Genomic DNA, 20,556 nt, shown 5'->3' with positions numbered 1-20,556 from the left:
CAACGGCAATCCAGGAGACACCATGCCGCTCGACCCCCAGGCCCGCGCCGTGCTTGAAGCCATGGCCGCCATGCCCAGCCCCGACTTCTCCACGCTGCGCGCCGCCGACTACCGCGCCGCACTGGCGGCCATGCCCGCGTTCGCGCCGGGCGACACCATCGCCGCGCAGCACGACCTCACCATCGAGGGCGCGGCAGGGCCGCTGCGGGCCCGCCTGTACCGGCCCGACGACAGCGCGGCACTGCCGCTCGTGGTCTATTTCCACGGCGGCGGCTTTGTCGTCTGCGGGCTCGACTCGCACGACAACATCTGCCGCGGCCTGGCGCGCCGCAGCGGCGCGCTGGTGCTGTCGGTCGACTACCGGCTCGCGCCGGAGGCGCGCTTCCCGGCCGCCGCCGGCGACGCGGTCGCCGCCGTGCGCTGGGCCGCCGCGCAGGCGGCGCGGCTGGGCGCGGATCCGGCACGGATCGCCGTGGCCGGCGACAGCGCCGGCGGCAACCTTGCCGCGGTCGCCTGCCAGCAGCTGCGCGGCAGCGGCATCGCGCTGCGGCACCAGTTGCTGCTCTACCCCTACCTGGACTGCACTGACGCCGCGACCGCCAGCGCCAGCTATCGCGAATGCGCGGCCGGCTACTTCCTCAGCGCCGCGGAACTGGACTGGTATCGCGCGCAGTACCTGGCCAACACGGCGGATGCCGCCGATGTACGCGCCAGCCCGCTGCACCAGCGCGACCTGCACGGCCTGCCGCCGGCCACCATCATCACCGCCGAGTTCGACCCGCTGCGCGACCAGGGCGAAGCCTATGGCGAGGCCCTGCAGCGCGCCGGCGGCAGCGCCACCGTGCACCGCTGGCCCGGCCAGTTCCACGGCTTCGTCAGCATGCAGGGGATGATCGATGCCGCCAGCCATGCGCTGGACGCGGCCGCGGCGTCGTTGCGCCAGGCATTCTGCGGCAACATCGGCGGCAATATCGGCAGCAACGGCCGGCAGGAGGCAGCATGAGTACCGCCGCCGCCCTGCCGCCGATGGCCGACGTGCTCGCGGCACTGGCCGCGGGCCAGCGCGTGGTGGTGATCGAAGACGAAACCGACGAGGCCACCGGCTGCGTGCTGGTTGCCGCCGAGCGCGCCACCGAGGCCGACGTCAACTTCATGGCCGCCGAGGCGCGCGGCCTGGTCTGCATGGCGATCACCGAGGCGCGCCGCCTGCGGCTGCAGTTGCCGCCGATGGCCGCCAACCAGCGCCAGCGCGAGCGCTACACGGTGTCGATCGAGGCAGCCACGGGCGTCAGCACCGGCATTTCCGCCGCGGACCGGGCGCTGACGCTGCGCGTGGCAGCGGCGGCGCGCGCGCAACCGGCAGACCTGGTCCAGCCCGGGCACATCTTCCCGGTAGTGGCGCAGGCCGACGGCGTGCTGCGCCGCGCCGGCTTTGCCGAGGCCTGCTCCGACCTGCCGCGGCTCGCCGGGCGCGTCGCGGCCGGCGCCTACGCGATGCTGCTCAATGACGATGGCGACCTGCTGCGCGGCCCCGCCCTGCTCGCTCTTGCACAGCGCCACGGGCTACCGGCGGTGTCGGTCAGCGCGCTGATCCACCACCGGCTGCTGACCGAAGGCGCGCTGCGCCGCACCCACTCGACGGCACTGGATACGCCGTTCGGGCGCTTCACCGTGCACGCCTACCACGACGCGCCGGCCGATGCGCTGCATCTGGCGCTGGTCATGGGCGCGCCCGATCCGCACCAGCCCGTGCTGACGCGCGTGCAGGCCGTGGAGATGCAGCGCGACGTGCTGGCGTTCGGCACGCCGGCCCAGCCCGCCTGGAACCTGGAACGCTCGCTCGCCCGCATCGGCGCCGAAGGCTGCGGCGTGCTGGTGCTGCTGGACGAGCGCGAATCGCCGCAGCAGCGGCTGGAACGGCTGGCGGCGCCGGCTTGCGCTGCGCCGGCGCCGGCCTTTGCGCAACGCGCGCTGGGGGTGGGGGCGCAGATCCTGCGCGATGTCGGCGCGCACAAGCTGCGCCTGCTGAGCCATCCGGTGCCGTATCGCGCCGTCACCGGATTCGACCTGGAGGTTACGGAGTTTGTCGCGCCGGGCTGACCCGCGCGCCGAAGCAGTCGGCAAAGCTGCGCGTGAAGCGATCGACCTCGGCATCGGGCAGGTGGTTGATGCCACCGGCCAGGCGCCGGCCACCGCCGGTCTCAAAGCCGCGGCAGAAGTCGGCCGCGCCGGTGGCGCTGTGGGCGGGCACCCGCACGCTGACGGCAAAGCCGCCGCCGGACTTTGGCGACAGCAGCCCGATGGCGTCGCCGGGACGTCCGCGCACCAGCTCGTTGGCCAGCACGCCGATCGCCCGGCGCGCCCACGGCGCGTCGGGCAGCAGCAGCAACGCGGCGCCGGGGACTTCGTGCACGGGTGCCAGCCGGCGCGCCTGCGCCATGTCGTCCTCATAGCCGTCGCACAGCCTCGCGAAGGCCTTGCATTGCGCCGCGAAATCCAGCGGGTCGGCGAACGGCAGCATATGCCGCGCCAGCGCGGCGGGATCGAAATGCAGGTCCGCCACGCACTCGCCATAGGCGTTGTAGTTCAGGCAGGTGCCCAGCCGTTCCAGCATCGCGGTCTCGCGCGTGTCCAGCCCCACCTGTGCCGCCATCGCGCGCGCCACGCCGGCCAGGTTGTCGCCGAACGCAGCGGTGATCGCCCAGCGCCGGTGCCGCCCGTCCAGGTGCCGGTCGACCAGGATGCTGGTGCAGACCTCGGCGCCCTCGTCGATATGCGCGCGCAGGCCGGCATGCGCGGGCAGCTCGCCGGCATGGTGGTGGTCGAAGTATTCAACCAGCGCACCGGCGGCGAGCAGCCGCAACAGGCCATCGCGGTTCTGCTCGAGCGAGATGTCCAGCGCGGTCACCGTGTCGCCGGGGCTGGCGTCGATCCGCGCTAGCAGCCGGATATCGCGCTTGACGCCGGTGACCAGGGTCGCGTCGCCGGGCTGCGCCAGGCGCAGTTGCTGCAGCGCGCACAGGCCGTCGGCGTCGCCGTTGAAGGCAAAGTAGCGGGTCATGGCAATAGCTCAGGATCAGGGCATGAAGTCGCCGCCGTTGGCGTCCAGCGACGCCCCGGTGATCGCCCGGGCGTGGTCCGACACCAGGAACAGCGCCGCGCGCGCGCAGTCATCGTCGGTCGGCATGCGGCCCAGCGCAATCTGGGAAGTCACCGGAGCGATGATAGCGTCCTCGCTGACCCCCTGCCCGGCCGCGGCGTGGCGCACATAGCCCTGCACCGGCGCGCCCCACATCCAGCCCATGAAGATGCTGTTGGCACGGATGCCGTGCGGCCCCAGCTCGCGCGCCAGATACTTGACCGCCACCGCCAGCGCGCCCTTGGACGCGGCGTAGCCCGACTCGCCGGACATCGGCTTGCGTGTGGCCTGGGTGTTGATCATGACGATGGCGCCGCCGCCCTGCGGCTTCATCAGCGCCGCCACTTCCTGCGTCAGCGTCATGGTGCCGAAGACATTGGTGTCGAACACCTGGCGCCAGACCTCCAGGTCGGCGGCTTCCACCGGCTCGGGGAAATTGCCGTGCTGGAAGGCGCTGTTGACCAGCGCGTCGATACGGCCGAAGCGGCGCATGGTCTCGCCGGCCAGGTGGCGGGACTGGGCGCGGTCGGTGATGTCGGTCACCACCTTGAGCACTTCGCAGTCGGCGCCCAGTTCGTCGATGCGGGCCTGGGCTTCATCCAGCTTTGCCGCGGTGCGCGCGGCGATGGCAACGCCGCGGGCGCCTTCGCGCGCGGCCTCTACCGCGAGCTTGATGCCCAGCCCGGGGCCGATGCCGGACACGATGACGATCTTGTCTTTCAGCAGCATGGTGTGGTTCTCCTCGATGTTCCGTTTTTAGTGCCGGTTCAGCACGTGGCGCGCGCGGTAGCCGGCAAAATCTCGTTCCAGCTGCGCCTGGCTCAGGCCGAACTGCTCCGGCGTATAGGCGTGCGCCGCGCGCTGGTTGCGCGGGTTGCCCTCCATCCACGCCCACATGCCGGCGCGCGCGGCCTCGGTCAGCGGCATGCCGGCAAAGCGGTACACCGCCTGCGCCACGCCGAAGGGATCGCTTACCGTGTCCTCGAAGCGCACGTCGAGGAAGCGATCGGCCGGCAGGGTGTCGCGCACTGCCATGGCATGTTCGGTGGCGCGCCGCATCTGCTCGCTCCACTGGCCTCCCACGGTGGCAGGGTCCGGTGCCTCGGCGTACATCTTCCACAAGGTATGCGCCATGCTGGCCATCGACGGAATCGTTTGCGCCGGATCGCGATGGGTGAGCACCACCTGCGCGCCCGGGAAGACCCGGAACAGGATTTCCAGCGTATGCAGGTGCTGCGGCGTCTTCAGCACCCACCGCTGCGCCGGCGGCTCGCCGCGCTGCCGCTTCTGCCACTGCAGGAACTGCAGCATGATCTTCAGGTAGGCATAGACCTGGGTGTGGTCCTGCCGCGCCAGCCAGGCGGTATAAGACGGCACGTTGGCGTAGGAATCCATCGCGCACAGGAAGGAATGCTCCATCAGCATGAATTCCTCGTCGGCCGCCATCGCGTCGAGCGGATGGATGGCGAGGATGGCCGGGATGAACCGGATCATCTGCGCGACTTCCTCGCGCGCCAGCGCGAGGCGCCGGCCGGCGTCGCGCACGTCCTCGCCGGGCAACGGCGCCGGGTAGCGCGTTTCCCACCACGCCGCAGAGTAGAAGCGCGCGTCCGTGGCAAGCATGCGCTGCAGCAGCGTGGTGCCGGTGCGCGGCAGGCCGACGATCACCAGCGGGTCGTCGACGCGCTCTTCCAGGATTTCGGGATGGCGCCGGCAGTAGTCTTGGATCACCAGCCGGTTCACCAGTTGCGCCTGCAGCTTGCCTTGCAGCATCTGCGCGCCCTGCGGCGACAGCACGGCTTCGCGCGCAAGCGAGTCGGACAGCACCTCCAGCGCCTCGCGGTAGTCGCCCGGGCCAAAGTCAGTCAGTCCGCCGGCCTGTGCGCTGGCCTGAGCCAGCAGGCGCTCCACGTCAAGCACTGCGGTGTCGTCGGATGCGATGGTGTTCATGCGTTCTCCCTGCATTCATTCCTGAGCGATTCAAGCCTGACCACGCGCGTGCGCGGATGCACCGGCTGCGCCGCCCCCACCCAGCGCCAGCACATGGTGCCGTTGTGGTGGCCGGCGGTCTCCAGCCAGTTGGGCAGGCCCGGATCGCGCGCGCTGAGGATGACGGTGACGCCGCCGCGGGCATTGGGCCGGGCGCTGTGCTTGTTCACGCAGATGTCGTGGTAGCGGTAGTCGAGCGACTCCATCCAGTAGTTGTTGATCTGGAAGTTCCAGAACTCGCACGCCGGCAGCTGGTCAACCTCGACCACCAGCGCCTCGTCGTCCGCGAGTTGCCAGCTGGAGTGGTAGTAGAAGATATTGGGATCGCCCCCGGCCGCCTGGCACAGCGCCTGGTCCGCGGGCGGCAATGCGTTGACATGGGCGCCGTAGCCCTGGGCCCAGTCGGCGAAGATGCGCGCGGTGCCCTCGACAAAGCCCGCGGCGCGCAGCAGGCCGCCGTGCAGGCGTTCGGCATCGAGCACGGGCGGCTTGTCGCTGCCATTGAGGCGCTCGATGTGCAGTTCGGCCGGGGTCTCGGCCTTGCGGTCGAGAAAGGTCTGCCGCACCACCAGCGCATTGGTGCCCGGCTCCATGCGCACCCAGTTGCCTTCGTGCTGGCGCGCGCTGAGGACGATGTCGAAACTGCCATCCGCCGCCACTGCCAGCTTGTTGCTGTCGAGAAAGCCGGTCTGGACCATGCGCCCGTCGGTTTCGTAGCCACCCTTCTGCGTGCCGAAACTCAGGTAGGCCACGGTGCCGCGCCGGCCGCGGATGCGGTACTCGGCACTGCCGTCCAGGCGTGCGTAGCGATAGAGATTGTCCGGATTGTCCGCGCCGATCTTGGCGGTTTCGTGCGACGGCGAGAAGAAGCCGGGAAACGCCGGATCGGCGAATTCCACGTGCATCTCCAGCGCAATGCGCAGCAGGCGGCTCAGGTAGCGGAAGCCCTCGGCGCGCGTCAGCGCGTCCGAGGGTGCTTCCGGGCGCAGGATCTGCTGCCCGCTGCGCTTGAGCACTTCGCAAAACTCGGCCCAGGTCTGGCCGCTCAGCAATTGGTCTTCGGCGGAGGTCGCCATCTGCCTGCTCCCGTGGTTCGTCGGCGAAGCAACGATACCCAGTGCAGGGCGTGCGCCTCCTCGTCCGAGCGGACTAGGAAATGCAGGCAGCGGCCCGCCATTTCTTAGTCCGCCCGGACGAAGTGGCGCAAGGCCCCGGCTCGCTACCTTGTGTCCATGCCAGGCCCCCGCGAGATCCCCTGAACGGGGCCGGCAAAACCAAGAGGAGATCCCGATGTTGACCCACCTGGAGCAACTGGAGGCGGAGAGCATCCACATCATGCGGGAGGTGGTGGCGGAATGCGAAAACCCCGTCATGCTCTATTCCATCGGCAAGGACAGCGCCGTGATGCTGCACCTTGCGATGAAGGCCTTCCACCCCGCGCGGCCGCCGTTTCCGCTGCTGCATGTCGATACCACGTGGAAGTTCCGCGAGATGATCGCGTTCCGCGACCAGACCGTCGAACGGCTGGGCCTGGACCTGCGCGTGCATATCAATCCCGAAGGGCTGGCGCGCAATATCAGCCCGCACGAGCACGGCTCGGCCATCCATACCGACGTGTGGAAGACCCAGGGGCTGAAGCAGGCGCTGGACCACTACGGCTTTGACGCCGCCTTCGGCGGCGCGCGCCGCGACGAGGAGAAGTCGCGCGCCAAGGAGCGCGTGTTCTCGGTCCGCACCGCGCAGCACCGCTGGGACCCGAAGATGCAGCGCCCCGAACTCTGGCGCCAGTACAACACCCGCAAGCGCAAGGGCGAAAGCCTGCGCGTGTTCCCGCTGTCCAACTGGACCGAGCTGGACATCTGGCAATACATCTACCTGAACGACATCCCCATCGTGCCGCTCTACTACGCCAAGGAGCGCCCGGTGGTGGAGCGCGACGGCACGCTGATCATGGTCGACGACGAGCGCCTGCCGCTGCGCCCCGGAGAAACGCCGCAGCTGCGCAAGGTGCGCTTCCGCACGCTGGGCTGCTACCCGCTCACCGGCGCGATCGAGAGCGAGGCCGACACGCTCGGCGGCATCATCCAGGAAATGCTGCTGGCGACCACGTCGGAGCGCCAGGGACGGCTGATCGACAGCGACTCGGCCGGTTCGATGGAGAAGAAGAAGCAGGAGGGCTACTTCTGATGAAAACCCTGATCGACAACGCGCCGGCCATGGCGCAATCCGCCGGCACGCCGGGCGATATCGCCCACTACCTGCATGCCCAGCAAAGCAAGAGCCTGCTGCGCTTTATCACTTGCGGCAGCGTCGACGACGGCAAGAGCACGCTGATCGGCCGGCTGCTGTATGAGTCGAAGATGCTGTTCGAAGACCAGCTCGCGCAGCTCGAGGCCGACTCGAAGAAGATGGGCACGCAGGGCGACAACCTCGACTTCGCGCTGCTGGTGGACGGGCTGGCCGCGGAGCGCGAACAAGGCATCACCATCGACGTGGCCTACCGCTTCTTCGCCACCGACAAGCGCAAGTTCATCGTGGCCGACACGCCGGGGCATGAACAGTACACGCGCAACATGGTCACCGGCGCCTCCACCGCGGACCTGGCCATCCTGCTGGTGGATGCGCGTCGCGGCGTGCAGACGCAGACGCGCCGCCACAGCTACCTGGTGGCGACACTCGGCATCCGGCGCGTGGTGCTGGCCGTCAACAAGCTGGACATGGTCGACTACTCGCGCGAGGCCCATACGCGCATCGAGAACGAGTACCGCGAGTTTGCCCGCCAGATCGGCCTGACCGACATCACCTGCATTCCGATGTCGGCGCTGCGCGGCGACAACATCACCGAGCCCAGCGCCAACACGCTGTGGTACCACGGCCCGACGCTGATGCAACACCTGGAGACAGTGCCGATCGACAGCGCGCCCGTGCAGGGCGAACCGTTCCGGCTGCCGGTGCAGTGGGTCAACCGGCCCAACCTGGACTTCCGCGGCTTTGCCGGCACCGTCAGCGCCGGCGAGATCCGCCGCGGCGACCGCGTGCGCGCGCTGCCTTCGGGCCGCGAGAGCCGCGTCGCCGCCATCATCGGCGCCGGTGGCAAATGCGCGCACGCCGTGCGCGGCCAGGCGGTGACGCTGACGCTGGAGGACGAGATCGACGTGAGCCGCGGCGACGTGCTGGCGTGCGCGGAAGACCCGCCGGCGGTGGCCGACCAGTTCGAAGCCACGCTGGTGTGGATGAACGAGGACGCCATGCTGCCCGGACGCCCCTATCTGCTCAAGCTCGGCACGCGCACCGTGGGCGTGACCGTGGCGCAGCCCAAGTACAAGGTCAATGTCAACACGCTCGAGCACCTGGCTGCGCGCACGCTGGCGCTGAACGAGATCGGCGTGTGCAACCTGCACCTGGACCAGCCGGTGGCCTTCGACCCCTATGCGCGCAACCGCGAACTGGGCGGCTTCATCATCATCGACCGGCTCAGCAACAACACGGTGGGCGCCGGCATGCTGCACTTTGCGCTGCGCCGGGCCCAGAACGTGCACTGGCAGGCGATCGACGTGGGCCGCCGCGCCCATGCCGCGCTCAAGCACCAGTCGCCGCGCATCGTCTGGTTTACCGGGCTCTCCGGCGCGGGCAAGTCGACCATCGCCAACCTGGTGGAAAAGCGCCTGCATGCGCTAGGCCACCACACCTACCTGCTTGACGGCGACAACGTGCGCCACGGCCTGAACAAGGACCTGGGCTTCGCCGAAGCCGACCGCGTCGAGAACATCCGGCGCTTGGCAGAGGTGGCAAGGCTGATGCTCGATGCGGGGCTGATCGTGCTGGTGTCGTTTATCTCGCCCTTCCGCTCGGAGCGCGAGATGGCCCGGGCGCTGGCCGGCGACGGGGAGTTCGTTGAAGTCTTCATCGACACGCCGCTGGACGTGGCCGAGCAGCGCGATCCCAAGGGGCTGTACCGCAAGGCGCGGCGCGGCGAGCTGAAGAACTTTACCGGCATCGATTCGCCGTACGAGCCGCCCGAGCGGCCTGAACTGCGCATCGACACCACGGCCGATACCGCGGAGCAGGCGGCGGAGCGGATCGTGGCGTGGCTGCGGGAAAGGGCCTAGGCCGAACGGACGATGAGATGGCGGCGTGGGTCGGTACGATGGCAGCGGAGGGATTTGCGCTCCGACTGCTGACAAGCCTGCCAAGGGCCACTGCCTTTGCATAACCATTTGGGTACTCCCTCTCCCGCTTGCGGGAGAGGGTTGGGGAGAGGGCAAGCAGGCGTTGTCAGCAATCTGGGGCGGATCTCCCATATTCCCTGCCGCTTCATATCTGCTTCCATCATGCCGCCAGACCCCATGCCGGCCGCCGAACTCAGCGCCCTGCTCGCCAGGCTCTACCAGGGCCCGACCGAAGCCGTGCCCTGGTCCGCCTTCCTGGAAAGCGCGCGCCAGCGGCTTGACGCCGTCTTCGTCACGCTGGTGCTGCGCCACCCGGCCACCGACCGCCCGGGCCTGATCGTCAACGCTTCTACCTATGGACCGCACCTGCCGGGCGAGCCGTCATACAGCGAGCAGTACTACGCGCTGTGCCCCTTCCTCGACCTGCATCCCGACCACCTCTTCAGCGCTGACGAACTGTTCGGCGAAGCCGGCTGGCTCGCGCACCCGTTCTATACCCAGTACCTCGCACCGCTGGGCCTGCGCTATATCCTGGCGGCCAACCTGGTCACGCCGGACGGCGTCGAATGCGCGCTGTTCATCAGCCGCGGCCACGCGGGACAGGACTTCAGCGAAGCCGAGAAGGCGCTGCTGCACGGCCTGCTGCCGCACCTGAAGCGCGCAGTGGACCTGCATGCCGCGCTCGACGTGCTGCAATCCGAACGCGCGCTGTATGCGGAAGCCGTGGACCGGCTGCTGGTCGGCACCATCCTCCTCGACGAGCACGGCAAGGCGATCCGGACCAACGCCGTCGCCGGCCGCCTGCTGCAGGCGCGTGACGGCCTTTACCTCGCGGACAACACGCTGCACGCGCATTGCGCGATGGAGAACCGCAGGTTCCGCAAGATCCTTGAGGACGCCGCCCAGGCCCACGCGCTGGCATCGTCGCGCAGCGAAGTCACCACGCTGAGCCGGCCTGCCTCACCCACGCCGCTGAGCGTGCTGGTGCGGCCGATCCCGCTCAGCTACCGCACCGAGGACAAGACGCGCCGGCCCGCGGTGGCCGTGTTCATCCGCGACCCGGCGGGTTCGCCGCGCAACCCGCACGCCAGCCTGCGCAAGCTGTTCCACCTGACGCCGACCGAAATCGAACTGGCCTTGCTGATGGTCGACGGGCTGACGCTGGATGAGGCGGCGGCGCGCCTTGGCGTCAAGAAGAACACGGCACGCGCGCACCTGCGCGGCATCTTTGCCAAGACCGGCGCGACGCGGCAGGCGGTGCTGGTGAAGATGCTGCTGTCCAGTGTGGTGGGGATGGGGTGAGGACCGGCGTGAAGACCGGAATGAGAAGGAGTCCTCCACCTACTCCAAACAGACGAGTCCGGCCAGACGAGGCCCCCGCTGCCGTGTTGGTGCAAATTGAAACCACGCTGCGGGCGCGGTGAGCGACGGCAGCGTGCATCACAACCATCGAGGAGACAGACGTGCAAGCCCGACCACTGAAAATCCTGCAGCACACCGGCATGCTGGCAGCCGGCATGCTGGCCGTGACCCTGGCCACGGCCAAGATCGGCCCGGAAGACATCAAGCAGCTGGACAGCAATCTCACGCCGCTGGGCGCGGAGCGCGCCGCGAACAAGGACGGCACCATTCCGGCATGGAGCGGCAAGTGGCTCGGCGTGCCGGCGGGCCTCTCCTACAAGCCGGGGGAGCGCTACCCCGACCCGTATGCCGACGAGAAGCCCCTCTTTGTCATCACCGCGCAGAACATGGCGCAGTATGACAAGCACCTGACCGAAGGCCTGAAGGCGCTGTTCCGCAAATACCCGGACACCTTCAAGATGCCGGTCTACCCGACCCATCGCGATTTCCGTTACGACGACGGCACCTACAAGGCCATCCGCACCTACGCTCCGCAGATCGAAATGCTTGGCGAAGGCAACGGTATCAAGAACAGCCCGCCCACGCTGCCTTACCCGATTCCCAAGACCGGCCTGGAGCTGCTGTGGAACCTGCGCTTCTCGTCCGCCATCGAGAGCGAGCGCGCGGTCTATGACCAGGCCGTGGTCTACGCCGATGGCAAGATCGCCTGGGGCAAGGTCAAGTACGAGATCTGGTCGCCCAAGGACAGCCAGAACTTCGATGCCAGGGCGCCGCTCAATTCCCGCACCTTCTACCGGATGTACACGGAGCTGCCGCTGCGCGACCGCGGCTCGATCATCACCGGGTTCTCGCTGTACGACAGCGCGGAGCCCGATACCAACCGGACCTGGTCCTACAACCCGGGCACGCGCCGCGTGCGCCAGGCACCGGAGTTCGGCTATGACCAGCCGTTCGGCCCGGGCGGCTTCCGTACCGTGGACGATGACCACTTCTTCAACGGCTCCCCGGAGCGCTATGACTGGAAGATCGTCGGCAAGCGCGAACTCTACGTTCCCTACAACAACTATCGCATCAGTTCGCCGTCGATCAAGTACAAGGACCTGCTGACCAAGGGCCATGCCGATCCGACCCAGATGCGCTACGAGCTGCATCGCGTCTGGGTGCTGGAAGCCACGCTCAAGTCAGGGTTCCGCCACCAGTACGCCAGGCGCGTGATCTATATCGACGAGGATTCCTGGTACGGCGTGCTGGCCGACAACTACGACAGCCGCGGCCAGTTGTGGCGCACCAACATCCAGGCCAACGTGTATGCCTACGATGCGCGCCGCTTCTATCCGACGGCAGTGTTCTTCCACGACCTGAACTCCGGCGCCTACCTGGCCGACCGGCTGACCAACGAAGGCCAGCCGCCGCGGCTGAACAGCGAGCCCAGGTTCGTGGAAGCGTATTTCGCGCCGGATGCGCTGCGCGGCGCAGGCAACTGAGGCGTCGCGAATACCGCGAGGGACCTCCGGTAAGCCAGGCGACTGATCCAGGCCTCAGCGACACGGCACCCCGCAACGCGCCGGGGGCGACTGCCCTTCTTCCTCCCTTCTTCCTCCCTTCTTCCTCCCTTCTTCCTCCTGCTGCTGCGGACGCCTCGCCAGCGTCCGCAGCAAGCCCCGATTTGCACAACCCCGACAACACCGCCCCTCGTCCACCCGGACTCGTCTGTTCGGGGTATGGCAAGTCCACGCGACGGCTCTAGTGTTTCCCTTCCCAATGACTTTCATGAAGGAGGAGCCAATGGCCAAGGCCGAGAATCTTGTGACGTCGATCCAGGTGGAGATCGATGCGCCGGTATCGCTGGTGTGGGAAGTGCTGACCGACTTTGCGCGCTACGCGGAATGGAATACGTTCTGCCCGGGGCTGGAAACCACCGGCCGGCTCGGCGACATGGTGTACATGCAGGTGCGCATTCCCGGCACCGACCAGGTGATCCCGGTCAACGAGTACCTGGTGGCGTGGGAGCCGGAGCGCCTGCTCTCGTGGGAGCAGCGTCCGACCGACGAGAACAAGGATGCCGCCCGGCGCGACCAGTACCTGGAAGCCATCGGCCCGGGGCGCACACGCTACTTCACCACTGACCTGTTCCTGGGGCTCAATGCGCAGACCATCATGCGCGAGCACGGCGCCTGGGTGAAGCAGGGATTCGACCAGGTGGCACGCGACGTCAAGGCGCGCGCCGAAGCGCTCCATGGGCAACGGCAGGCTGGCCGGGGCTGACAACAGGCAGTGGCTGGTCGATCGGCCTGTGCATGCAGGCCGATCGACCGCTCACTGCGGCGGACGCTGGCTCAGCACCAGCAGCGCCGCGGCACCACGGCTGCGCACGCAGGCGTCGTCGCAGCGCTGCAGCGCCGGGTCGGCGGAGAGCATGCTGACAGCGGGCATGTGGTCCTGGCCGCCATGCGCGGCGCCAGAACTGTCGTTGACGGCCAGCGCCCAGGCCACGCCCATTGCGGCGCCGGCCCCGGCCAGGCCCACCGCCCAACGAAATCCGAACCGCTTCATCGCTGTCTCCTCCGCCTGCCATATTGGTATCCAGGCTTTTGAAGCATCGTAGTCAGCGGCGGCTTGAATCTCGTCGTCCGAGCGGACTAAGGGGTATCCCGCACCAGCGGCGGATCGAAAGTGGCGTCAGGCCGACAGGAAAGGGAGACGGACAGCGCGGCATCGGGCGCCACGCCATGCCCTTGATAGAGATGCGCCAGCGCCGCGGCACAGCCTGACAGGCCGGACGGCGCCAGGTGCATGGCGTGCGCGCTCAGCAGGCCCCACAGGTGCGCCACCAGCAGTCCGGCCAGGCTGGGCGCCGGCAGCAGCTCAGTGAAGGTTGCGCGCAGCGTCCCGACGGCCCGCAGCACGCGCGTGCGCAGCGGGCACAGCTCGCAGGCATCGCCGCACTTGTGCTGCAGCAGCGCCGCCAGCAGGCTGACATGGCGCGCCAGATCGTCGCCCTGGAGCAAGGCGGCCAGCGCCCGCTCCAGCGCGCCTGGGCCGCTGCCGCTGCGCGCCAGCGGCGCGAGCCGGGTGGCGAAGTCGGCCTCCGCGCATGACAGCAGCGCGCCCAGCAGCTCGGCGCGGGAACGGAAGTGCCCGTAGACCGCCCCGCGCGTCATGCCGATGGCGCGCGCCACATCGTCCACGGTCACGCAATGCAGGCCGCGGTGCCGGATCAGCTGCTGCGCGCTGGTCAGGATGCGCGCGCGCGTGGCGGCGGCATTTTCGCGGTTGCTGCGGGCCATCGGCGCTGCGGGCTTACAGGAAATGCACGTCGTCCGGCCCCCAGTGGGCGCGCATGCTGCGGATGCGCCCGTCTGCGCCGAACGTCATGACGTCGGTCACGTCGATGCGCGCCGCCCTCCCTTCCAGGCGGGCCTGCACGGCGAAGGTCAGCGCCGCGGCGTCGCCGTGCGAACCGCGCGGCGGCGCCACCACCTCCAGGCGCGCGCCCAGCCCGATGGCGTGCTGGTAGAAGGCCAGGATGGCCGGCTTGCCGGTGACCGGCTGCGCCCCGACCGGGTCTTCCACGGTGGCATCGTCGGCGTAGAGCGCGGCAACGCCCTGCGCGTCTGCGGCATTGAAGCGCTCGACATAGGCGAGCAGCGTGGCTTTCATCGCGGCGCTATCGGGGCACTGGGCCATGATGTCCTTCCTTGTGCTGTGCTTCAGCGCGCGGTGTAGCCGCCGTCGATCACCAGTTCGGCGCCGGTGACATAACGCCCCGCGTCGGATACCAGGTACAGGATGCCCGCCGCGATGTCGCGCGGCTGCCCGATCTTGCCCGCGGGCGTCTGCCCGCCCAGATAGTCGAACAGCGCCTCGCCCTGGCCCGAGGCCTGCGCCACGTGTTCCAGCATCGGCGTGCGGATATAGCCGGGATGGATCGAGTTGGCGCGAATCCCCTTGCCGGCGTACAGCAGCGCATCGGTCTTGGCCATCATCCGCACCGCGGCCTTGGACGCATGGTAGGGCGGCACGTCCGGCCCGCCCGCGATGCCGTACATCGACGACACATTGACAATGGCGCCGCCGCCGGCGCGCTCCATGTGCGGGATGGCGTGCTTGGTGCACAGGAAGGTGCCGGTGACGTTGACCGCCATCACCTGCTGCCATTGCTCCAGCGCCAGCTCGTGCGTCGGCGCGTTGGGCCCTTCGATGCCGGCGTTGTTGACCAGGATGCCAAGGGTGCCGAAACGCGCGGCGACCTCAGCGAACACGCGCGCCACATCGCTCTCGCTGGTGACGTCGAGTTTCCAGAATGCGGCCTCCCCGCCTTCGGCGCAGATGGCTTCGGCCGTGGCCTTGCCGTCGGCTTCCAGCACGTCGAGCACGGCGACCTTGGCGCCGGCGGCTGCCATCACACGCGCGGTTTCCGCGCCGATGCCGCGCGCGGCGCCGGTGATGGCGGCCACCTTGCCGCGCAGGTCGAACAGGCTATACGGGTATTCCATGATGTCTCCTTGATGTTGTGGTGCAGGCCCGGGCGCCGATTATGCCGCGCCGTCCCCGGCGGTATCCGCCAGGAAGCCGAGACATTCGCGGTTGAAATAGGCCGCGTGCTCAACCATCACCCAGTGGCCGCAGCGGTTGATCATGACAAAGCGCGCGTCGGCGCAGCCGCTCAGGAACCTGGCGGCGCCGGACGCGGGATTGAACTGGTCGCCGGTGCCCCAGAAGCCCAGCACCGGGCAACGGATCTCGTGCAGCCGCCCGGTCAGGTTGGGCACCTTCATGGTGGCCAGCACCTCGCGCGGCTGCGCGCGGCACACCGCCATGCGCTCGTCGACGAGTGCGTCGGTGACCAGGCTGGCGTCGTGCACCAGCCATTGCAGCAACTGCCGCATGGTGTCCGGGTTCATCTGCCCGCCGGTAAACAGCGACACCATGCGCTGGATGCCCGCCATCTGGAAATAGGTCTCGCGCTCTTCCACGCCGCCGGGGGCCATCATCACCAGCCGGCTGACATGCTCGGGGAAGTCCAGCGCGTATTGCAGCGCGATGGCGCCGCCAAGCGAATTGCCTACCAGCACGCAGCGCGGCAGTTCAAGCGCCAGCAACTGCTCGCGCAGCGCGGCGACGAAGAAGTCCAGCGTGTATTCGACATCGTCCGGCTTGGACGACAGCCCGTACCCGGGCAGGTCTACCACCACGGTACGGAAGCCCGCCGCGGCAAATGCCGGCACGTTGTGGCGGAAGTTGCTGTGCCCGCTCGCGCCCGGCCCGCTGCCGTGGATAAAGACCACCGGCTCGCCGCTGCCGGTGTCCAGGCAATGCAGGCGCAGGCCGGTGGACGTGGTGACGAAGCGCCCGACCGGGAGGTTCGGGTGCAGCGAGGCAGGCGCGGCAGTCGTGGAGGGCGTGTGCTGCGGGGTAGCGGACATGAGGGCGTCTCCGGTGGTTTGCCCAGCATATTGCGCAGCGCCGCGGCGCCGGGCATCGTTCATTCGGACTACGAGCCGGACGGCCACTTCTCCTACGATGGGCGCTCCATGCATCCAGGGAAAGCTCATGACAGGATTCGACTACACCGGCCAGACCGTGCTGGTGACCGGCGGCATGCGCGGCATCGGCCGCGCCATCAGCGAAGCCTTCCTGCGCGCCGGCGCGCAGGTGTTCGTGTGCGGACGCACCGCGCCCGCTGACGACAGCGAACTGCCGGCCGCGGACGGCCGCAGCGCCCGCTTCCTTCCCGCGGACATCCGCGACATCGAACAGGTCGATGCCATGCTTGCGCAGATCGCGCAGGCCACTTCCACCCTCGACGTGGTGGTCCACAACGCCGGCGGCTCTCCGTTCGCGCTGGTTGCGCAAGCTTCGCCGCGGCTGCTGGAATCGGTGATCCGGCTCAACCTCGTCGCCCCCCTGCAGCTCGCGCAGCGCGCCAACGCGCGCATGCAGCAGCAGCCGGGCGGCGGCACCCAGCTGTTCGTGGGCAGCGTCAGCGCGCTGCGCCCTTCGCCCGGCACGGCGGCCTACGGTGCCGCGAAGGCCGGCATCCTCAATGCAGTGCGCACGCTCGCGGTGGAATGGGCACCCAGGGTGCGCGTTGCCGCGGTCAGCCCGGGCATGGTGCTGACCGAAACCTCGCAGCAGCAGCATTACGGCGATCCCGCGGCGCTGCGCAGCATGGCGGCGACGGTGCCGCTGGGCCGGCTCGCGCACCCAGACGACATCGCCGGCGCGTGCCTGTTCCTGGCATCGCCGCAGGCGTCGTACGTGTCGGGCGCCAATCTCGTGATCGATGGCGGCGGCGAGCGCCCGGCCTTCCTCGAGGCGGCCTCGGTCAATCTCGGCTGAAGCGCTGCCCCGTAGGGAAAGCGCCTAGTCCGTTCTGCCGATTTGTGCATGGCTGCCCCTCTCTACGCTTGCGACCAGGCGAGCGCCAATCGAAGTGCCAGGCAATGAACCAACACCGACACCACGGGGAGACCACCATGCACCATCCACGACTCGGCCCACTGCAGCGCCGCAACCGGCTGCGGCCAATTGCTGCCGCGGCGGCACTGGCCGCGCTGCTCGCGCCGCCCGCCCGGGCCGGCGACACCATCGACCTTGGCCGCGACACTACGCTCGACTACAGCGTCACGGCCTCCTACGGGGCGGCGGTACGCACCGGCCGCCAGAGCAACACGCTGCTGAGCCCGGCCAATATCAACGGCGACGACGGCGACCGCAACTTCAGGCGCGGCGACATGATCGCCAACCGTGTCTCGCTGCTGGGCGAAGCGCATCTGAGGCACGATGCCTTCGGCGCGCTGGTGCGCGGCAGCGTGTTCTATGACTGGGCCTACAGCGGTACCAATGCCAACAATGCGCCGTTCACGGTCAACCACAGCGGCCCGTTCAACCAGTTCACCGGTTCCGCGCGCGACTATCACGAGCACCGCGCGCAACTGCTCGATGCCTATGTCTATGGCACGACCCCGATCGGCGGCACGCAGCTGAGCTTCAAGCTGGGCAACCAGGTGGTCGCCTGGGGCGAGAGCCTTTACTTCGCCAACATCGCCGGCGCGCAAGGCCCTGCCGATGCGACCAAGGCCTTTGTGCCGGGCGCCGAGGTCAAGGACATCCTGCTGCCGGTGCCGCAGGCGTCGCTGCAGCTGCAGGTCACGCCGGCCTTCAGCGTGATGGGCTATTACCAGTTCACCTACAAGCCGAACCAGCTGTTCGCCCCGGGCAGCTATTTCAGCACCACCGACGTGGTGGGCCCCGGTGCGGAGTTCATCATCGGGCCGGGGTTCAATATCCCGCGCGGCCCCGATATCCGCCCGTCCAACTGGGGGCAGTGGGGCGTTGGCGCGCGTTGGCGCGTGTTCGAAGGCACCGAGATCGGGCTCTACCAGCTGCGCTACCACGACAAGAACCCGAGCGTGGTCACTTCGCTCTTCCCCACGCTGCAGTACCAGCAGAAGTACTTCGGCGGCATCAACCTGACCGGTGCCAGCTTCTCCACGCAGGTGCTGGGCGCCAACGTCGCCGGTGAAGTCAGCTACAAGGACGGCGTGCCGATGCTGGTGGACGTGGCCGGCGCGCCCACCGCGACGCGCGGCAAGGCGCTGCAGGGCCAGCTCTCCGCCATCTATTCGCTGGGCCCGACCTTCCTGGCCGACTCGCAGTCGCTGCTGGGCGAAGTCGCCTACCTGCACGTCCTGGACGTCGACCCGGTAATGGGCTTCAGCAAGCTGGCGAACACCCGCAACTCGGCGGCGTTCCAGGTGGGCTGGTCGCTGACCTACAACAATGTGTTCGATGGCTGGGACCTGACGGTGCCGCTCACCTACGCGCAGCAATTCAGCGGCCAGTCGGCGGTGGCCGGCGCCTTCGGCACGCTGATGGGCTATGGCGACAAGCGCGCCAGCGTGGGGCTGACCTTCAAGTACCTGAACAACCTGGAGCTCAACCTGACCTATGCCGCGTTTATCGGCGGGGCGAACATCACCAACCGTCCGCTGGCTGACCGCGACTACGTGGCCTTTAACGCGAAATACTCGTTCTGACCTTCGTCCTGACCTTCGTCCTGACCTTCGTCCGAACCGCTCTGCCGCGGCGCGCTGCCGCCGCGGCAATGCGGCCCGACCTTCCCCTGCCATGAACGCCGACCTGCTCACCACGCTCAGCAACGAACTTCACCATGCGCTTGTCACGCGCACGCCGGTGCCGCCGCTCAGCGGCCGCGGACTGGGACTCGATGTCCGCGCTGCCTACCGCATCCAGCAAGGCTTCATTGCCCACCGGCTGGCCGCAGGCGACCGCGTCACGGGCAAGAAGATCGGCGTGACCAGCCAAGCCGTGCAGCAGATGCTGGACGTGCACCAGCCGGACTTCGGCATCCTGCTGCAGAGCATGCAATACGCCGCCGGGCAACCCATTCCCGCGGCGTCGCTGATCCAGCCGCGCGCCGAGGGCGAGATTGCCTTCTTCCTGCGGCGCGACCTGCGCGGCCCGAACGTGACCCGCGACGATGTGCTCGACGCCACCGAAGCGGTGGCGGCGTGCTTCGAGATCGTGGATTCGCGTATCCGGGACTGGCGCATCCGCATCGAGGACACCGTGGCCGACAACGCCTCGTGCGGCGTCTATGTGCTTGGCCACGAACGCGTCAGCCCGCACGCGCTGGACCTGGGCGCGTGCGCGATGACGCTCGAGAAGAACGGCGCATGCGTGGCCACGGGCCTGGGCAGCGCCGCGCTGGGGCATCCCGCCGATGCGGTGGCATGGCTGGCCAACACGCTGGGCAGCTTCGGCATCCCCCTGCTGGCCGGCGAGACCATCCTGTCGGGTTCGCTGGCGGCGCTGATTCCCGTGCAGGCCGGCGACCGGCTGTCCATGCACATCACCGGCATCGGCGGCTGCAGCGCCGTGTTCTGCTGACTTCACGACTTTCCTGACTCCCTGACCTTGCCACGCGAGACACCATGAACAAGATCCGATGTGCCCTGATCGGGCCCGGCAATATCGGCACCGACCTGCTCTACAAGCTGCGCCGCAGCGACATCCTGGAACCGGTCTGGATGGTCGGCGTGGAGCCGTCCTCAGAAGGGCTGGCGCGTGCGCGCGAGCTGGGGCTGAAGACCACCAGCGACGGCATCGACGGCCTGCTGCCGCACCTGGAAGCCGACGATATCCGCATCGCCTTCGATGCCACCTCTGCCTACGTCCATGCCGAGCACTCCGCCAGGCTGACCGCGCGCGGCGTGCGCGTGATCGACCTCACGCCCGCGGCGATCGGGCCGTTCTGCGTGCCGCCGGTCAACCTGGAGGCCCACATCGGCAGCAACGAGAGGAACGTCAACATGGTCACGTGCGGCGGGCAGGCCACCATCCCCATGGTGTATGCCGTGTCGCGCGTGCAGCCGGTGGCCTATGGCGAGATCGTGGCGACAGTGTCGTCGCGCTCGGTGGGGCCCGGCACGCGCCGCAATATCGACGAGTTCACCCGCACCACCGCGGGCGCGATCGAGGCCGTGGGCGGCGCGCGCCAGGGCAAGGCCATCATCGTGATCAACCCCGCCGAGCCGCCGCTGATCATGCGCGACACCATCCATTGCCTGACCGAGGATGCGCCCGACGTTGCCGCGATCACCGCGTCGGTGCACGACATGATCGCCGAGGTGCGCAAGTACGTGCCCGGCTACACGCTCAAGAACGGGCCGGTGTTCGACGGCAAGCGCGTCTCGATCTTCCTGGAGGTGGAGGGCCTGGGCGACTACCTGCCGAAGTATGCCGGCAACCTGGACATCATGACCGCCGCCGCTGCCCGCACCGCCGAGTGCATCGCCGCGGCCATGCGCGCCGGCAGCGGCCACCCGGCCGCCAACACCGCCAACACCAGCGCCACCGCCTGAGGAGCCC

Annotated in this window: 20 protein-coding genes; 11 read left to right on the top strand and 9 right to left on the bottom strand. The window is 68.6% G+C overall.

Translation table 11 applies throughout. From position 1 onward, the window contains the following. Window positions 1-22: 22 nt before the first annotated feature. Both AB1I47_RS09830 and AB1I47_RS09825 read left to right on the top strand, forming a co-directional pair. Window positions 23-1,003, top strand: coding sequence for an alpha/beta hydrolase (locus AB1I47_RS09830; protein ID WP_354683556.1), 981 nt, complete (start codon window positions 23-25; stop codon window positions 1,001-1,003). After that, window positions 1,000-2,100, top strand: coding sequence for a 3,4-dihydroxy-2-butanone-4-phosphate synthase (locus AB1I47_RS09825; RefSeq protein ID WP_354683555.1), 1,101 nt, complete (start codon window positions 1,000-1,002; stop codon window positions 2,098-2,100). The genes AB1I47_RS09830 and AB1I47_RS09825 overlap by 4 nt, the downstream gene beginning before the upstream one ends. On the opposite strand, the gene AB1I47_RS09820 is transcribed toward AB1I47_RS09825, so the two are convergent. From AB1I47_RS09820 to AB1I47_RS09805, 4 genes are read right to left on the bottom strand one after another with little or no spacing between them, the layout of a single operon-like run. After that, a complete protein-coding gene (locus AB1I47_RS09820; protein ID WP_354683554.1) occupies window positions 2,075-3,061 on the bottom strand; it encodes an acetyltransferase in 987 nt (328 codons plus the stop codon). The two genes, AB1I47_RS09825 and AB1I47_RS09820, sit on opposite strands and share 26 nt — an antisense overlap. 15 nt (window positions 3,062-3,076) lie before the next feature. After that, a complete protein-coding gene (locus AB1I47_RS09815) occupies window positions 3,077-3,868 on the bottom strand; it encodes an SDR family oxidoreductase (protein WP_354683553.1) in 792 nt (263 codons plus the stop codon). Between the two features lie 27 nt (window positions 3,869-3,895). Then, window positions 3,896-5,089 carry a sulfotransferase family protein gene (locus tag AB1I47_RS09810; RefSeq protein ID WP_354683552.1) on the bottom strand — a complete coding sequence of 398 codons (1,194 nt, stop codon included), beginning with the start codon at window positions 5,087-5,089 and terminating at the stop codon, window positions 3,896-3,898. Next, entirely contained in the window at window positions 5,086-6,204 is a 1,119-nt protein-coding gene (locus tag AB1I47_RS09805) for a DUF1214 domain-containing protein (protein WP_354683551.1), read from the bottom strand. Before AB1I47_RS09805 ends, AB1I47_RS09810 begins: the two co-directional genes overlap by 4 nt. A gap of 148 nt (window positions 6,205-6,352) precedes the next feature. Here AB1I47_RS09805 and cysD point away from each other — a divergent pair, with 148 nt between their 5' ends. The 5 genes from cysD to AB1I47_RS09780 all read left to right on the top strand — a co-directional run bounded on the left by cysD (window position 6,353) and on the right by AB1I47_RS09780 (window position 12,924). Then, window positions 6,353-7,315 carry a sulfate adenylyltransferase subunit CysD gene (cysD, locus tag AB1I47_RS09800; RefSeq protein ID WP_354683550.1) on the top strand — a complete coding sequence of 321 codons (963 nt, stop codon included), beginning with the start codon at window positions 6,353-6,355 and terminating at the stop codon, window positions 7,313-7,315. Next, entirely contained in the window at window positions 7,315-9,237 is a 1,923-nt protein-coding gene (cysN, locus tag AB1I47_RS09795) for a sulfate adenylyltransferase subunit CysN (protein ID WP_354683549.1), read from the top strand. Before cysD ends, cysN begins: the two co-directional genes overlap by 1 nt. Before the next feature lie 222 nt (window positions 9,238-9,459). Continuing rightward, a complete protein-coding gene (locus AB1I47_RS09790; protein WP_354683548.1) occupies window positions 9,460-10,599 on the top strand; it encodes a helix-turn-helix transcriptional regulator in 1,140 nt (379 codons plus the stop codon). A 200-nt stretch (window positions 10,600-10,799) separates the two neighbouring features. Next, window positions 10,800-12,143: a DUF1329 domain-containing protein gene (locus AB1I47_RS09785; protein WP_407935815.1), complete on the top strand. Its 1,344-nt coding sequence runs from the start codon at window positions 10,800-10,802 to the stop codon at window positions 12,141-12,143. A gap of 301 nt (window positions 12,144-12,444) precedes the next feature. Next, window positions 12,445-12,924, top strand: a complete 480-nt coding sequence (locus AB1I47_RS09780) for an SRPBCC domain-containing protein (protein ID WP_354683546.1) — start codon at window positions 12,445-12,447, stop codon at window positions 12,922-12,924. Between the two features lie 51 nt (window positions 12,925-12,975). Here AB1I47_RS09780 and AB1I47_RS09775 read toward each other — a convergent pair whose 3' ends face one another. The 5 genes from AB1I47_RS09775 to AB1I47_RS09755 form a co-directional block, all read right to left on the bottom strand. Further along, window positions 12,976-13,212 (bottom strand): hypothetical protein, encoded by a 237-nt coding sequence (locus AB1I47_RS09775; RefSeq protein WP_354683545.1) that lies wholly within the window; start codon window positions 13,210-13,212, stop codon window positions 12,976-12,978. Between the two features lie 86 nt (window positions 13,213-13,298). Next, the gene (locus tag AB1I47_RS09770; protein WP_354683544.1) at window positions 13,299-13,946 is read right to left on the bottom strand and encodes a TetR/AcrR family transcriptional regulator; all 648 of its coding nucleotides are present in this window, start codon (window positions 13,944-13,946) and stop codon (window positions 13,299-13,301) included. A gap of 13 nt (window positions 13,947-13,959) precedes the next feature. Then, window positions 13,960-14,346: a nuclear transport factor 2 family protein gene (locus AB1I47_RS09765; protein ID WP_354683543.1), complete on the bottom strand. Its 387-nt coding sequence runs from the start codon at window positions 14,344-14,346 to the stop codon at window positions 13,960-13,962. 23 nt (window positions 14,347-14,369) lie between these two features. Further along, entirely contained in the window at window positions 14,370-15,155 is a 786-nt protein-coding gene (locus tag AB1I47_RS09760; RefSeq protein WP_354683542.1) for an SDR family NAD(P)-dependent oxidoreductase, read from the bottom strand. Between the two features lie 39 nt (window positions 15,156-15,194). Further along, window positions 15,195-16,085, bottom strand: coding sequence for an alpha/beta fold hydrolase (locus tag AB1I47_RS09755; RefSeq protein ID WP_354683541.1), 891 nt, complete (start codon window positions 16,083-16,085; stop codon window positions 15,195-15,197). A 127-nt stretch (window positions 16,086-16,212) separates the two neighbouring features. On the opposite strand from AB1I47_RS09755, the gene AB1I47_RS09750 reads away from it, so the two are divergent. The 4 genes from AB1I47_RS09750 (at window position 16,213) to AB1I47_RS09735 (ending at window position 20,549) form a co-directional block, all read left to right on the top strand. Further along, a complete protein-coding gene (locus tag AB1I47_RS09750) occupies window positions 16,213-17,001 on the top strand; it encodes an SDR family oxidoreductase (RefSeq protein ID WP_354683540.1) in 789 nt (262 codons plus the stop codon). A 137-nt stretch (window positions 17,002-17,138) separates the two neighbouring features. Next, a complete protein-coding gene (locus tag AB1I47_RS09745; protein WP_354683539.1) occupies window positions 17,139-18,701 on the top strand; it encodes a DUF1302 domain-containing protein in 1,563 nt (520 codons plus the stop codon). Between the two features lie 91 nt (window positions 18,702-18,792). After that, on the top strand, window positions 18,793-19,575 hold the full coding sequence (dmpE, locus tag AB1I47_RS09740) for a 2-oxopent-4-enoate hydratase (RefSeq protein ID WP_354683538.1): 783 nt from the start codon (window positions 18,793-18,795) through the stop codon (window positions 19,573-19,575). A 44-nt stretch (window positions 19,576-19,619) separates the two neighbouring features. After that, the gene (locus AB1I47_RS09735; protein ID WP_354683537.1) at window positions 19,620-20,549 is read left to right on the top strand and encodes an acetaldehyde dehydrogenase (acetylating); all 930 of its coding nucleotides are present in this window, start codon (window positions 19,620-19,622) and stop codon (window positions 20,547-20,549) included. Window positions 20,550-20,556: the final 7 nt, after the last annotated feature.

Origin of the sequence: Cupriavidus necator (assembly GCF_040578825.1) — a bacterium.
GTDB lineage: Bacteria > Pseudomonadota > Gammaproteobacteria > Burkholderiales > Burkholderiaceae > Cupriavidus > Cupriavidus necator_E.
Note: the sequence above shows the minus strand (reverse complement) of the source record. Positions and strands in the feature narration are given on the sequence as shown.